12 protein-coding genes and 1 riboswitch are annotated in these 13,297 nt (G+C 53.6%); of the genes, 3 read left to right on the forward strand and 9 right to left on the reverse strand.

Features of this window, described 5'->3' with window-relative positions:
- The 4 genes from thiQ to sgrR form a co-directional block, all read right to left on the reverse strand.
- Entirely contained in the window at positions 1-702 is a 702-nt protein-coding gene (gene thiQ, locus GA0061070_RS00700; protein WP_090132786.1) for a thiamine ABC transporter ATP-binding protein ThiQ, read from the reverse strand.
- On the reverse strand, positions 686-2,296 hold the full coding sequence (thiP, locus tag GA0061070_RS00705; protein ID WP_090132788.1) for a thiamine/thiamine pyrophosphate ABC transporter permease ThiP: 1,611 nt from the start codon (positions 2,294-2,296) through the stop codon (positions 686-688). Before thiP ends, thiQ begins: the two co-directional genes overlap by 17 nt.
- Entirely contained in the window at positions 2,272-3,255 is a 984-nt protein-coding gene (thiB, locus tag GA0061070_RS00710; RefSeq protein ID WP_090132790.1) for a thiamine ABC transporter substrate binding subunit, read from the reverse strand. The genes thiP and thiB overlap by 25 nt, the downstream gene beginning before the upstream one ends.
- Before the next feature lie 32 nt (positions 3,256-3,287).
- A riboswitch (TPP riboswitch) is annotated at positions 3,288-3,388 on the reverse strand.
- A gap of 36 nt (positions 3,389-3,424) precedes the next feature.
- A complete protein-coding gene (sgrR, locus tag GA0061070_RS00715; protein WP_090132792.1) occupies positions 3,425-5,080 on the reverse strand; it encodes an HTH-type transcriptional regulator SgrR in 1,656 nt (551 codons plus the stop codon).
- A gap of 87 nt (positions 5,081-5,167) precedes the next feature.
- Here sgrR and sgrT point away from each other — a divergent pair, with 87 nt between their 5' ends.
- Positions 5,168-5,320, forward strand: coding sequence for a glucose uptake inhibitor SgrT (sgrT, locus tag GA0061070_RS00720; protein WP_090132794.1), 153 nt, complete (start codon positions 5,168-5,170; stop codon positions 5,318-5,320).
- 123 nt (positions 5,321-5,443) lie between these two features.
- Positions 5,444-6,619: a sugar efflux transporter gene (locus tag GA0061070_RS00725; protein WP_090132796.1), complete on the forward strand. Its 1,176-nt coding sequence runs from the start codon at positions 5,444-5,446 to the stop codon at positions 6,617-6,619.
- An 88-nt stretch (positions 6,620-6,707) separates the two neighbouring features.
- Here GA0061070_RS00725 and leuD read toward each other — a convergent pair whose 3' ends face one another.
- The 5 genes from leuD to leuL all read right to left on the reverse strand — a co-directional run bounded on the left by leuD (position 6,708) and on the right by leuL (position 11,565).
- Positions 6,708-7,313, reverse strand: a complete 606-nt coding sequence (leuD, locus tag GA0061070_RS00730) for a 3-isopropylmalate dehydratase small subunit (RefSeq protein ID WP_090132798.1) — start codon at positions 7,311-7,313, stop codon at positions 6,708-6,710.
- Between the two features lie 10 nt (positions 7,314-7,323).
- Positions 7,324-8,721: a 3-isopropylmalate dehydratase large subunit gene (leuC, locus tag GA0061070_RS00735; protein WP_090132800.1), complete on the reverse strand. Its 1,398-nt coding sequence runs from the start codon at positions 8,719-8,721 to the stop codon at positions 7,324-7,326.
- 2 nt (positions 8,722-8,723) lie between these two features.
- Positions 8,724-9,815 (reverse strand): 3-isopropylmalate dehydrogenase, encoded by a 1,092-nt coding sequence (gene leuB, locus GA0061070_RS00740; protein ID WP_090132802.1) that lies wholly within the window; start codon positions 9,813-9,815, stop codon positions 8,724-8,726.
- Positions 9,815-11,386 (reverse strand): 2-isopropylmalate synthase, encoded by a 1,572-nt coding sequence (leuA, locus tag GA0061070_RS00745; RefSeq protein ID WP_090132804.1) that lies wholly within the window; start codon positions 11,384-11,386, stop codon positions 9,815-9,817. The genes leuB and leuA overlap by 1 nt, the downstream gene beginning before the upstream one ends.
- Before the next feature lie 92 nt (positions 11,387-11,478).
- Entirely contained in the window at positions 11,479-11,565 is an 87-nt protein-coding gene (gene leuL / locus GA0061070_RS25915) for a leu operon leader peptide (RefSeq protein WP_139109718.1), read from the reverse strand.
- A 462-nt stretch (positions 11,566-12,027) separates the two neighbouring features.
- On the opposite strand from leuL, the gene leuO reads away from it, so the two are divergent.
- Positions 12,028-12,990 carry a transcriptional regulator LeuO gene (gene leuO / locus GA0061070_RS00750; RefSeq protein WP_090132806.1) on the forward strand — a complete coding sequence of 321 codons (963 nt, stop codon included), beginning with the start codon at positions 12,028-12,030 and terminating at the stop codon, positions 12,988-12,990.
- Positions 12,991-13,297 lie beyond the last annotated feature (307 nt).

Below are 13,297 nucleotides of genomic sequence, written 5' to 3' on the forward strand. Positions count from 1 at the left end.
TCACTGACCGCGGATACCCAGCAGCGCAGAGGCCGATGATTTGCCGCTCAGCAGGTCATCTGTTTTTCCGTCCCAGGCAATTCGTCCATCGGCAACCACCAGCGAGCGTTCTGCAATGCGCGACGCATCCTCAACGTTGTGCGAAACCATCAATAATGTCAGGTGCTGGCGGCGGCACACCTCCTGCACCAGCAATAACATCTCCTGGCGCAGCGCCGGGTCGAGCGCGGAGAACGGTTCATCCAGCAGTAACACCGGCTGCTCGCGCACCAGGCAGCGGGCGAGGGCGACACGCTGGCGCTGACCACCGGACAACTGTTCTGGCAGGCGATGCAGTAATTCTTTCAGCCCCATGGTATCGGCGATTTGGTGCAATGTTTGTTGTTGTTCGCTGTTTAACTTCAGTCCCGGATTAAGCCCCAGCCCAATGTTCTGCCATACCGTAAGATGCGTGAACAGATTGTTCTCCTGAAACAGCATGGATACCGGGCGCTGCGATGGCGGCGTGTGGGTATGATCGTTGCCTGCAATGGTTAATGTGCCTCTCGCCGGGGTAAGAAAACCGGCAATCAGATTCAGCAAGGTGCTTTTCCCCGCGCCGCTCGGCCCGAGAATGGCTATCTGTTCACCCGCTTTTACCGTCAGGGTGAAACGCATCGGCAGATGCTGATAAAGCCAGGTGACATCAATCAGTCTTAACATGGCGGCCCGGAAGTTTTTCAATCACAGTGAATAAGATAAAGCAGAGCAACAGCAGGATCAGCGCCGTTACCGCGCCATCCTGGCTGCGATAGGAACCAATTTGCTGATAAAGATAAAACGGTAGCGTACGAAAGTCGTCATTACCAAATAGCGCCACCACACCGAAATCGCCAATCGACAATACGCAGGCGAATGCCAGCGCCTGCGCCAGCGGGCGTTGCAGCGCGCGTAGCTCCACCACCCAAAGACGGCGGAAGCCCTGCATTCCGAGCGACTGACACAGCATGCTATAGCGGGCGGTAAGGTCGCGCATCGGGTTTTCCAGCACTTTTAATGCGTAAGGGATGGCCATCAGCGCATTGGTGAAAATCACGATACCGTCGGCGGAAGCGGGCAACCCGATACTGTTATTGAGCAGCAGGAAGAAGCCGGTTGCCAGCACAATCCCCGGCATCGCAAGGATAAGCATACCGCTCAACTCCAGCGCCTGTCCGGCCATTGTTTGCTGGCGAGCGCGCAGTTCGCGGCTGCTCCACAGTAGCATCATTGTCAACACGACACACAGCAACCCGGCGGCCAGTGCAATGCGCAGCGATGTAGCCGTTGCCTGCCAGAGAATCGGTCTGCTCAGCACTTTCAACAGACTCAAATTGAAGCCATCAACGATCACCGCCAGCAGCGGCGGCAGCAGTAACAGCAGCGCCAGCACAATCAGGGCGATATCTGTTATTCGGCTGAATAAGTGATCTTCCGGATTACGCCAGCCCTGGATCTGATGGCTACCGACGGCAATGGCTTTACTCATGCGCTGGCTTAACAGCACCAGGCCGAGGCAGCAGATCATCTGCATCAGCGCCAGCAGCGCGGCGCGGGCCGGATCAAAATCAAAACTCAGCGCCTGATAGATCGCCAGCTCAATGGTGGTGGCCTGAGGTCCGCCGCCTAACGACAGCACCGTGGCGAAGCTGGCGAAACAGAGCATAAAGATTAGCGCTGCGGTTAGCGGAATCTGGCGGCGCAGCCACGGCCATTCAACAAAGCGGAAAAACGCCCAGCCGCGCATGCCTAACTGCGCGGCAAGCTGGCGCTGTTCGCCGGGGATCTGCTCCAGTGCTTGCAGCAGCAATCGCGCCGCCATCGGCAGGTTAAAGAACACATGTGCCAGCAAGATGCCTTGCAGGCCATAGGGCGAGAAATGCCACTCCAGCCCGAAAATATGCCAGAGCGAGGCCAGCCAGCCCTGGCGGCCATACACGCTGAGAATGCCGAACACTGCCACCAGCACTGGCAGAATCAGCGTCATGGCGCACAGACGCAGTAGCGCGAGGCGGCCCGCAAAACGCCGTCGATACAGGGCACGGGCAAGAAATATCGCCGGGAAAACGGAGAGCAGGGCAGAGAGAAAGGCCTGCCAGAAAGAGAAACGCACCACATGCCACAGATAGCTGTCGTGCCAGAAGGCCGGCAGGTCGGTTAGCGGCGCGCTTTGCCACAGTGCCAGGAAGGCGGACAGTGCCACCGCCACCATCAGCGCGGCGGCGGTGAGGCCGGGAAGCAGCCAGCCGGCAATCAGCGGCTGACGGCGCGTTGCCATGCATTAATCCATGATGCACGTTGAGCCGCGACTTCTTGCGGGGTGAATTCAAGCGAGGTTTGCGGTTTTTGCAGCGTATCAAACCCGGTCGGTAGCGGTACATTGCTGACCGGGTACATCCAGTTGCCGGTGGCGATAGTGTTCTGGAATGCCGGAGACACCATAAATTTCAAAAACTTTTCCGCCAGTTCCGGCTGTTTGCTGGCAGCAGTGCGGGCGGCGACTTCAACCTGCAAATAATGCCCTTCGCTGAAATTCGCCGCTGCATAGTTGTCTTTTTTCTCTTCAATCAGATGGTAGGCGGGCGATGTGGTGTAACTCAGCACCAGATCGCTTTCCCCTTTCAGGAACAGACCGTAGGCTTCGCTCCAGCCTTTGGTGACAGTCACCGTTTTGGCTGCCAGCTTCTGCCAGGCGTCCGGGGCTTTGTCGCCGTACACTTTTTGCATCCACAACAGCAGGCCTAGGCCGGGTGTGCTGGTGCGGGGATCTTCATAGATCACGCGCCATTTTTGGTCGCTTTCCACCAGTTCTTTCAGGCTTTTCGGCGGGTTTTTCAGTTTGTTTTTATCGTAAACGAAGGCGAACCAGCCGTAGTCGAACGGCACAAAAGTGTCGTTTTTCCAGCCGCCAGGCACCTTGACGGCATCCGTCGCTACGCCGCTTTTGGCGAACAGTTTGGTTTGCGTTGCCGCTTCCAGCAGATTGTTATCCAACCCAAGTACCACATCCGCTTTGCTGTTTTTGCCTTCCATACGCAGACGGTTGAGTAGCGAGACGCCATCCTCCAGCGCCACAAATTTCAGTTCGCAGTTGCAATCGCCTTCAAAGGCTTTCTTCACTGCCGGGCCGGGGCCCCAGTCAGCGGAGAAGGAGTCGTAGGTGTAGACGGTTAATACAGGTTTGGCAAAAACAGGAGCGGCAACCAACAGCAGTAATAGCAATGATTTTTTTAACACTTTGCACCTCAAAAAATGGGTGGCAAAGGATTTTGAGAGGCAGCCTCAAATCCCTTCGCCGGCGTTATCCGGATCAGGTTCGACGGGTATTTTCTCAGCACACGCCGTTGGCGCAGCACCCCGTTGAGAACGCCGCTATTGTAATGATTTGGTAAAAAATGCGAAAGCGTTATGGATCGGGCGGCGCATACCAGGCCGATTTAAAGTCAAACCAGCCCAGCGTATTCATACGCAACCCGCGCATACTGCGTTGCCCCTGGATCCTAAGCCAGTGATGGATTAACGGTACCATCGCTTTACTGGCCAGTAACTGCTGAGACCAGGCGGCAAGGTTCATCTTTCCGGCGCGCCACTCGGTGGCGGCGACCTGCCAGTCGCCAGGAATACAGTGCTGCAACAACGGCACTTCATACAAGTTGGCAAAGACCGAGAAGTTGAGCGGCAGCGTAAAGTTGGCGCTGTTAAGCCACAGATCACTGGTCGCTTCACCCCGGTACCACTCGGCGTACTCCACCCTTTGTATGTGAAGCCTTACTCCCTGTTCTGCCAGTAAATCGCTCATGATACGGGAGAGCGCCTCGTGCTCGTTATGTTCGCGGTAGAAGGTGAGCGTCAGGGATTCCAGCCCGGCAGGCTTCTCGCCGACGCCAGGTCGGGCATGATGCCAGCGCGGCAACAAGCCATAGGCCGGGAACCAGTAACGTTGATAGCGCTCGTCGGCATGCCATAACAGGCTGGCGGGGGAGAGGATCTGGCTTACCCACTCTCTAACCGCCGGGCTGGCACCACAACTGGAACGCGCGTCAAATAGCAAATAATAGCAGCCCTCTTCCAGGCGGCTTTCGACTTCTTTTTCATCGCCAGTCGGCCCTTCGAGCGTCAGCCCGCAGATCGGATCGTCGCTGAGATCCGGTAGCACCCAGACATTCACTTCATCAATCAGGGCGCGGAAGCCGAAATAGTCATCAAAAGCATGAATCTTCAATTGGTTATTGTTATTGCGCACCACGGCATACGGGCCGGTGCCAATCGGCTGGCTGGAGAAATGGGGCAGGGTGTTCCACTCTCGCGGCAGGATCATGGAAGGCACATGCCCCATCAACCAAGGGAGCCAGTTATCTGGCTGCCAGAGATGAATATCCAACGTCCAGGGGGTTGGGGAGACGACCTCGCGGATGTGCGAATAGAGCGGCAGGGCGGTCGCTCGTTGCAGGGAAACGATCACATCACTCATTTCCAGCTCGCGGCCATTATGAAAGCGGATGCCTGGACGTAAATAAAAGCGCCAGTGTAAAGGGGAAATCGCTTTCCAGTGATGAGCAATATCCGCTTCCAGTTCCCCATTTTCCTCATTTATTCGCGTCAACGCACTAAATATTTGCCGCGCCATATGGGTTTCGGAACGTCGTAATGGCGTGCCAGGCAGCAGGTTGCGCAGCGGGCGATAATAGAGCACTCGCAGGATATGTCGCCCCTGGCGAAAGGTCCGTCCGAGATGGGAGACGAGCATCTGGCGGACGGCTTCTTTATCGCCCACTAACTGAACCAGCTGATCGATACGATCCTGCTCCAGCAGATCTTCCGCCCGCTGCTGCTGGAGCGCCAGCCCGGTATAGAGGAACGTTAGACGCGAACGCTTGCCACGCCCCGCTTCCGCATCCCATTTTAGCCAGCCGCGTTCCTGCATCGTATTCAGCAGCGTGCGCATATGACGGCGCGAGCAACTGAGCAGATCGGCCAGCTCATTAAGTGTGGTTTCCTGAGATTTTCCGTCGCAGCATTGCCACAAACGGATGAACTGCTGTTGCAGGCGGCCAGAGGACATAAAAGAGGAACTCCTGGTAAAAACTCAGCAATTTATTTATCCCTATATTAAGCCAATACTTCTCTTCGATGAAAGCGAGGAGGTGCTATGCAGAGATCATCCATACGACGGTTTTATCTGGCTTATTTTCGCGCCACACAGGATGTGTGCTGGCTCGCCCATCAGAGTGCAGGGCAGCGCCTGAAAATGCTGGAAGAACTGATGCAGTGGGAAGTGACAACGCCGATCTCGAAGGACTGAATCGCGGCCATCATGTGTGACTGAGTATTAGGCGCAAATCCGCCTACGCCAGCAAAATATTTTTGCTGGCTTTTTTCGTTTATGATTTCTGCGGTTTTTGCCGCTTTTGGAAAGGAAACGTTCATGCTCTGGTTAATGACGATGGGACGCCGTCTCAACGGTGTTTACGTCGCTTTTATGATCGTTGCGTTTATGATGGGGGTTGCTGGTGCGGTGCAGGCGCCGACGCTGAGCCTGTTTCTCAGTCGTGAAGTGGGGGCTCAGCCTTTCTGGATTGGGTTGTTTTATACCGTCAACGCGGTAGCTGGGATCCTGGTCAGCCTGTGGCTGGCAAAACGTTCTGATAACCAGGGCGATCGTCGCAAGCTGATCCTCTTTTGCTGTCTGATGGCGGTGGGTAACGCACTGCTGTTTGCCTTCAACCGTCACTATCTGACGCTTATCACCTGTGGCGTGCTGCTGGCCTCGCTCGCCAATACCGCAATGCCGCAGCTCTTTGCGCTGGCGCGCGAGTATGCTGACAGTTCCGCGCGGGAAGTGGTGATGTTCAGTTCGGTGATGCGTGCGCAGCTCTCGCTGGCGTGGGTGATTGGCCCGCCGCTGGCATTTATGCTAGCACTCAATTACGGTTTTACCGCTATGTTCATCATTGCTGCGGGGCTTTTTGTTATAAGCCTGTTGATGATTGCATTCTGGCTGCCCTCGGTGCCGCGTGTGGCGCAGCCCACCGTCGCCGTGACGGAAGTGAGCGGCTGGGGCGATAGGAACGTGCGCATGCTGTTTATCGCCTCAACGCTGATGTGGACCTGCAACACCATGTACATCATCGACATGCCACTGTGGATTAGCCAGGAGCTGGGGCTGCCGGATAAACTCGCCGGGATCCTGATGGGTACTGCTGCTGGCCTGGAGATCCCGGCGATGATCCTGGCCGGGTATTTTGTTAAACATCTGGGCAAGCGACGGATGATGGTGACAGCCGTCGCCGCAGGTGTGGTGTTTTATCTGGGGCTGATCTTCTTTCACAGCCAGACAGCGCTGCTGGTGCTGCAATTGTTCAACGCAATCTTTATCGGCATTGTCGCCGGTATCGGTATGCTGTGGTTTCAGGATTTAATGCCGGGGCGTGTCGGTTCGGCGACAACGCTGTTTACCAATAGTATTTCAACCGGAGTGATTCTTGCCGGGGTGATTCAGGGCGCGCTGGCGCAAAGTTTTAGTCACGGGGCGGTGTACGTGGGGATTGCGGTTATTTCCGTGGTGTCGCTGCTGCTGACCAGCCGCGTGAGGGAGGCATAACTTTTTGTTTGCCAGATGTATGGCGGCGATCGCACCGATTTGCTTGCCGGATAAGCGCTAACGCCATCCGGCAAGGAGTCTGCTTCTGTTAGCTCATAAACGCCGGTTGCTTGCTTTCGTAAGCGGCAATCGCGTCTTCATGCTGAAGCGTCAGGCCAATGCTGTCCAGACCGTTCAGCATGCAGTGGCGGCGGAAGGCATCAATGTTAAAGCTATAGGATTTCCCGCCCGCTTTGACCACCTGCTCTTCGAGATCCACCTCAAAGGTCGTACCCGGGTTGTTCTGCACCAGCGTGAACAACGCATCGACATCCTCTTCGCCCAGCGTTACCGGCAGCAACTGGTTGTTAAAGCTGTTGCCATAGAAGATGTCGGCGAAGCTCGGCGCAATCACCACTTTGAAGCCGTAGTCGGTCAGCGCCCACGGCGCATGCTCGCGTGAGGAACCGCAGCCAAAGTTTTCGCGTGCCAGCAAAATGGAGGCACCTTTGTATTGCGGAAAGTTCAGCACGAACTCCGGGTTCGGCTGCTCGCCTTTATCATCGAGGAAGCGCCAGTCATTAAACAGATGGGCGCCAAAACCAGTACGTGTAACCTTCTGCAGGAACTGTTTCGGGATAATAGCGTCCGTATCGACGTTGGCGGCATCCAGCGGAACAACCAGGCCGGTGTGTTGGGTAAATTTCTCTGCCATGGTGAGCTCCTTACAGGCTACGAATATCGGCGAAATGACCGGTTACCGCCGCAGCGGCAGCCATTGCCGGGCTGACCAGATGCGTGCGTCCGCCGCGGCCCTGACGGCCTTCAAAGTTACGGTTACTGGTGGAGGCGCAACGCTCGCCGGGGTTCAGGCGGTCGTTATTCATTGCCAGGCACATAGAGCAGCCAGGCAAACGCCATTCGAAACCGGCTTCGATAAAGATCTTATCCAGCCCTTCTGCTTCCGCCTGTGCTTTCACCGGACCTGAACCTGGCACCACCAGCGCCTGTACGCCAGGCGCGACTTTGCGGCCTTTCGCGATCTCCGCAGCGGCGCGTAAATCTTCGATACGCGAGTTTGTGCAGGAACCGATAAACACTTTATCAATCGTCACTTCAGTCAGTGGGACGCCCGGTTTCAGGCCCATGTAAGCCAGCGCTTTTTCCGCGGAGGCGCGCTCAACCGGATCGGCGAACGATGCCGGATCGGGGATGATATCCGTTACCGAAATCACCTGGCCCGGGTTGGTGCCCCAGGTTACCTGCGGCGCGATCTCTTCTGCCTGCAAGGTCACAACGGTGTCGAAAGTTGCCCCTTCGTCGGTGTGCAACGTTTTCCAGTAAGCGACAGCATCATCAAAATCTTTGCCTTTCGGCGCGTGCAGACGGCCTTTCACGTAGTTAAAGGTGGTGTCGTCCGGTGCGACAAGACCGGCTTTCGCGCCCATCTCAATCGCCATATTGCACAGCGTCATGCGACCTTCCATGCTCAACGCACGAATTGCATCACCGCAGAATTCCACCACATGACCGGTGCCGCCTGCGCTACCGGTTTTGCCGATGATCGCTAATACGATATCTTTGGCAGTGATCCCCGGTGCTGCGGTACCCTTCACTTCGATTTTCATGGTCTTAGCGCGACCCTGTTTCAGTGTCTGCGTTGCCAGAACATGCTCAACTTCCGATGTGCCGATACCGAAGGCCAGCGCGCCAAACGCGCCGTGGGTTGCGGTGTGCGAATCGCCACAAACAATGGTCATACCCGGCAAGGTGATGCCCTGTTCTGGCCCCATCACGTGGACAATTCCCTGGTACGGGTGATTCAGGTCATACAGCTCAACGCCGAATTCGTTGCAGTTTTTGATCAATTCCTGCATCTGGATACGCGCCATTTCGCCGGAAGCGTTAATGTCTTTGGTCTGTGTAGAGACGTTATGATCCATGGTGGCGAAGGTTTTACCCGGCTGGCGCACCGGACGGTTGTGCGCACGCAGGCCGTCAAACGCCTGCGGTGAGGTCACTTCGTGCACCAGATGGCGATCGATATACAGCAATGGGGTTTCGTTTGGCGCTTCATACACAACGTGCGCATCAAACAATTTTTCGTACAAACTCTTAGCCATGATTACACCCCTTCGGCGACATAACGGGCAATAATATCACCCATTTCATCGGTACTGACAGCCGCAGCGCCACGGGCTAAATCACCGGTACGCACGCCTTCTTCTAATGCTCGGTTGATTGCGCTTTCAATAGCGGAAGCCGCTTCACCAGCGTCCAGGCTGTAACGCAGCAGCAGCGCCAGCGACAGGATTTGTGCAATTGGGTTAGCAATATTTTTACCGGCGATATCCGGGGCTGAGCCACCCGCCGGTTCGTACAGACCAAAACCCTGTTCGTTCAGGCTCGCTGAAGGCAGCATACCCATTGAACCGGTGATCATCGCACACTCATCGGAGAGGATGTCGCCGAAGAGGTTAGAGCACAGCAGCACGTCAAACTGGGACGGATCTTTAATCAGCTGCATAGTTGCGTTGTCGATATACATATGCACCAGTTCAACATCCGGATATTCGCTGGCAATTTCGTTGACGATTTCGCGCCAGAGCAGAGAGGTTTGCAGAACGTTGGCTTTATCAATCGAGTGCACTTTTTTACGGCGTTTACGCGCTGATTCAAACGCAATACGCGAGATACGCTCGATTTCAAACCGATGATAGACCTCGGTATCGAAGGCCTTCTCATGCTGGCCGCTGCCTTCACGGCCTTTCGGCTGGCCGAAGTAAATACCGCCAGTCAGTTCACGCACACACAGAATATCGAAGCCATTAGCGGCGATATCTTCACGCAGCGGGCAGAAAGCTTCCAGCCCCTGATACAGTTTGGCCGGGCGCAGGTTACTGAACAATTTAAAGTGCTTACGCAGCGGCAGCAGCGCACCGCGCTCCGGTTGCTGCGCTGGCGGTAGATTTTCCCATTTGGGGCCGCCGACGGAGCCAAACAGAATGGCGTCTGCCTGCTCACAGCCTTCAATGGTTGCCTGCGGCAGCGGGTTGCCGTGGCGGTCGATAGCGATACCGCCCACGTCATAATGGCTGGTGGTAATGTGCATACCGAAACGGCAACGCACGGCGTCCAGTACTTTCAGGGCTTGCGCCATGACTTCCGGACCGATACCGTCACCCGGTAACACAGCAATATGATAATTCTTCGACATCACACGGTTTCCTTGTTGTTCTCTTTGTTCTGCGCTTTGCGTTGCAACTCTTTTTCGACTTCGGCGGCGCGCCAGATATTGTTCAGCACATGCACCATGGCTTTGGCTGAGGACTCAACGATATCGGTCGCCAGACCCACACCGTGAAAGCGGCGGCCATTGTAATTGGCGACGATATCAACCTGCCCCAGCGCATCTTTGCCGTGGCCTTTGGCACTGAGACCATATTTCACCAGCTCAATGTCGTACTCGGTGACGCGGTTAATAGCCTGGTAGATGGCATCAACCGGGCCGTTACCATTGGCGGCTTCAGTTTTAATTTCATCACCGCAGGCCAGCTTGATGGAGGCTGTTGCGATGTCGTTGGAGCCGGACTGCACACTGAAGTAGTCCAGGCGGAAATGTTCTGGCTCTTCCTGCTGTTTGTTAATGAACGCCAGCGCTTCCAGGTCGTAATCGAATACCTGGCCTTTTTTATCTGCCAGTTTCAGGAACGCTTCGTACAGGTTATCCAGGTTGTAATCGGCTTCCTGGTAACCCATCTCTTCCATCCGATGTTTTACCGCCGCACGGCCGGAACGGGAGGTCAGGTTTAACTGTACCTGATTCAGACCAATAGATTCTGGAGTCATGATTTCGTAGTTTTCGCGGTTTTTCAGTACGCCATCCTGGTGAATACCGGAGGAGTGGGCGAAAGCGCCGGTGCCGACAATCGCTTTGTTCGCCGGAATCGGCATATTGCAGATCTGGCTAACGGTCTGGCTGGTGCGCCAGATTTCATTGTGATTGATGCGGGTGTGCACGTTCATAATATCTTTGCGCACCTTAATCGCCATGATCACCTCTTCCAGCGAGCAGTTACCGGCACGTTCACCGATACCGTTCATCGCTCCTTCAACCTGGCGCGCACCGGCGTGTACCGCTGCGATGGCATTGCCAACGGCCAGACCTAAATCATCATGGGTATGTACGGAGATAATGGCTTTATCGATGTTCGGTACGCGGTCATACAAGCCGGTGATGATATTGGCGAATTCAAACGGCATGGTGTAGCCGACGGTATCCGGGATGTTGATGGTTTTTGCCCCGGCGTTGATGGCGGCTTCGACCACTCGCGCCAGATCGTCGATTGGCGTACGGCCCGCATCTTCGCAAGAGAACTCCACATCATCGGTATAGTTACGCGCGCGTTTGATCATGTAAGTTGCACGTTCAATCACTTCATCCAGCGTACTGCGCAACTTGGTGGCGATATGCATCGGTGAGGTGGCGATAAACGTGTGGATGCGGAACGCTTCAGCGACTTTCAGGGATTCCGCGGCGACATCAATATCTTTTTCAACACAGCGTGCGAGAGCGCAAACGCGGCTGTTTTTCACATTGCGTGCGATGGTTTGTACGGATTCAAAATCACCCGGGGACGACACCGGAAAGCCGACTTCCATCACATCGACGCCCATACGTTCCAGCGCCAGGGCGATTTGCAGCTTCTCTTTCACGCTCAGGCTCGCCTGTAACGCCTGTTCACCATCACGTAATGTAGTATCGAAAATAACGACTTGCTGGCTCATGGTTTAGATCCTTGTTATCTGAGGTCGCCTCGCTACGAGCATAAAAAAACCCGCGCCAAGGCGCGGGTTTTCTGTCTTAACTGGCAGACAATTCAATTCTGAATGTCGTCCACCGGTCTACCGCGCACAAGAGATGCGTTTAGTAGTAGTAGACCAGCAAAACCGACGTTACGAATCATGAATCAAGCTCCAGGAAAAACGTTATGCTTTTAGTGGTACTGGATACGCTAGTTAAAGTCAACCCCTGCTACTGAAAACCATCTTCAGAACAGGTAAATTGTATGGCCGCTTTTCAGTTAATTATCCTGTTCCCTGGAATGAAATGCGTATTTCGTGCGAATCGCTATTGGGTATTTTTTAATAGACGGCTACTAGTTTTAAGGTAAATTATACAGAACAACCCTTTTACGCTTTGCGTTATGGGATGGACGGCTGTTATCTTTATCACCCGATGAGTTTCTGAATGTTTGATAAAGTAAAAATATATTAATTCTTTATTGATTATAGTATTATTTATCGTCACGTCACCCATTTGGAAAATTAAAAGTTCCTAATTTTTCACGCTATGCTTCTATTAATGCTATAGGCATGATAAATCATCTTTCTGAATATTATTATTACACAGTCAAGGGAGTTTTATCATGACGACGGATTGCAATGTTTCTGGGGAATCTATTGGCAACCATGAGATTGTCGAGGTGGGTAAACCACAGTTGCGTTCAGTAGATCTTAATTTGCTTACCGTTTTTGATGTGGTGATGCAGGAACAAAACATTACCCGTGCGGCGCATGTGCTGGGAATGTCACAACCCGCTGTGAGTAATGCCGTTGCGCGGCTTAAAATCATGTTTAACGACGAGCTTTTTATCCGCTATGGACGTGGAATTCAACCCACTGCGCGTTCATATCAACTGTTTGGTTCAATCCGTCAGGCATTACAGTTGGTACAAAATGAGTTGCCCGGTCCGGGATTTGATCCACGGAGCAGTGAACGTGCATTTAATCTTTGCGTATGCTGTCCGCTGGATAACCTCTTAACGTCAATTATTTACAATAGTGTTGAAAAGACTGCACCTAATATTAATCTGGTGTTTAAAACAGGCCTTAATCACAGTACAGAGCATCAATTGCGTTACCAGGAAATTGAATTTGTGATCGGCTACGAAGAATTTCACCGTCCTGAATTCTCTTGCGTTCCATTATTTAAAGACGAAATGGTACTGGTAACCAGTAAAGAACATCCACGCACTGAGAACCTTGTTACCGAAGCCAGTATATTCAATGAACAACATGCTGTGGTCTTGCTGGACCATTATGCTTCCTTTAGTGAGCCCTGGTATGATACGGCGGAAAAGAAGAGCCGTATTGCCTATCAAGGGATGGCCGTCACCAGCGTATTAAACATTGTCGCGCAAACGCATTTGGTGACGATTGCGCCGCGTTGGTTGGTTGAACGCTTTGCTCTTGGCCTACCTTTGCAGGTATTGCCTTTACCGCTGATGCTTAATACACGTACTTGTTATCTCTCATGGCATGAAGCGGCAGGCCGCGATAAAGGCCATCAGTGGATGGAAGAGCTACTGATCTCAGTTTGTACTCTGTAATGTGGTGACAGAATAGGCCGGCTTGGTTATCCGGTTTATTCTGCTTAATCATGCATTAGCAGTATTTTATTTCAATTTTGGTCGTCAGCGCCTTCCCGCATGGTGCTAAAAATGCATGATTTTCTGTACAACCTGCCATTTGGATGATGAATGGTCATCGTCTTTCCTTATCACAGAGGTTTCCACCAAATCTGATGCTCTCGCGTTGTTTTTCCTCTTTTGTATGCCGTTGACGTCAGTGGTTTGCTAATTGCCTGCCAGATTTTGAGCGGTTATGGTAACTGCCATTCATAATCAGAATTCAGGG

The organism is Kosakonia oryziphila, assembly GCF_900094795.1.
Lineage (GTDB): Bacteria > Pseudomonadota > Gammaproteobacteria > Enterobacterales > Enterobacteriaceae > Kosakonia > Kosakonia oryziphila.

Coding starts and splice junctions, on each gene's coding strand:
- leuD (WP_090132798.1), bottom strand. CDS start 7,313: ATGGCAGAGAAATTTACCCAACACACCGGCCTGGTTGTTCCGCTGGAT.
- leuB (WP_090132802.1), bottom strand. CDS start 9,815: ATGTCGAAGAATTATCATATTGCTGTGTTACCGGGTGACGGTATCGGT.
- sgrR (WP_090132792.1), bottom strand. CDS start 5,080: ATGTCCTCTGGCCGCCTGCAACAGCAGTTCATCCGTTTGTGGCAATGC.
- thiP (WP_090132788.1), bottom strand. CDS start 2,296: ATGGCAACGCGCCGTCAGCCGCTGATTGCCGGCTGGCTGCTTCCCGGC.
- thiQ (WP_090132786.1), bottom strand. CDS start 702: ATGTTAAGACTGATTGATGTCACCTGGCTTTATCAGCATCTGCCGATG.
- leuA (WP_090132804.1), bottom strand. CDS start 11,386: ATGAGCCAGCAAGTCGTTATTTTCGATACTACATTACGTGATGGTGAA.
- sgrT (WP_090132794.1), top strand. CDS start 5,168: ATGCAGAGATCATCCATACGACGGTTTTATCTGGCTTATTTTCGCGCC.
- leuL (WP_139109718.1), bottom strand. CDS start 11,565: ATGATTCGTAACGTCGGTTTTGCTGGTCTACTACTACTAAACGCATCT.
- leuO (WP_090132806.1), top strand. CDS start 12,028: ATGACGACGGATTGCAATGTTTCTGGGGAATCTATTGGCAACCATGAG.
- leuC (WP_090132800.1), bottom strand. CDS start 8,721: ATGGCTAAGAGTTTGTACGAAAAATTGTTTGATGCGCACGTTGTGTAT.
- GA0061070_RS00725 (WP_090132796.1), top strand. CDS start 5,444: ATGCTCTGGTTAATGACGATGGGACGCCGTCTCAACGGTGTTTACGTC.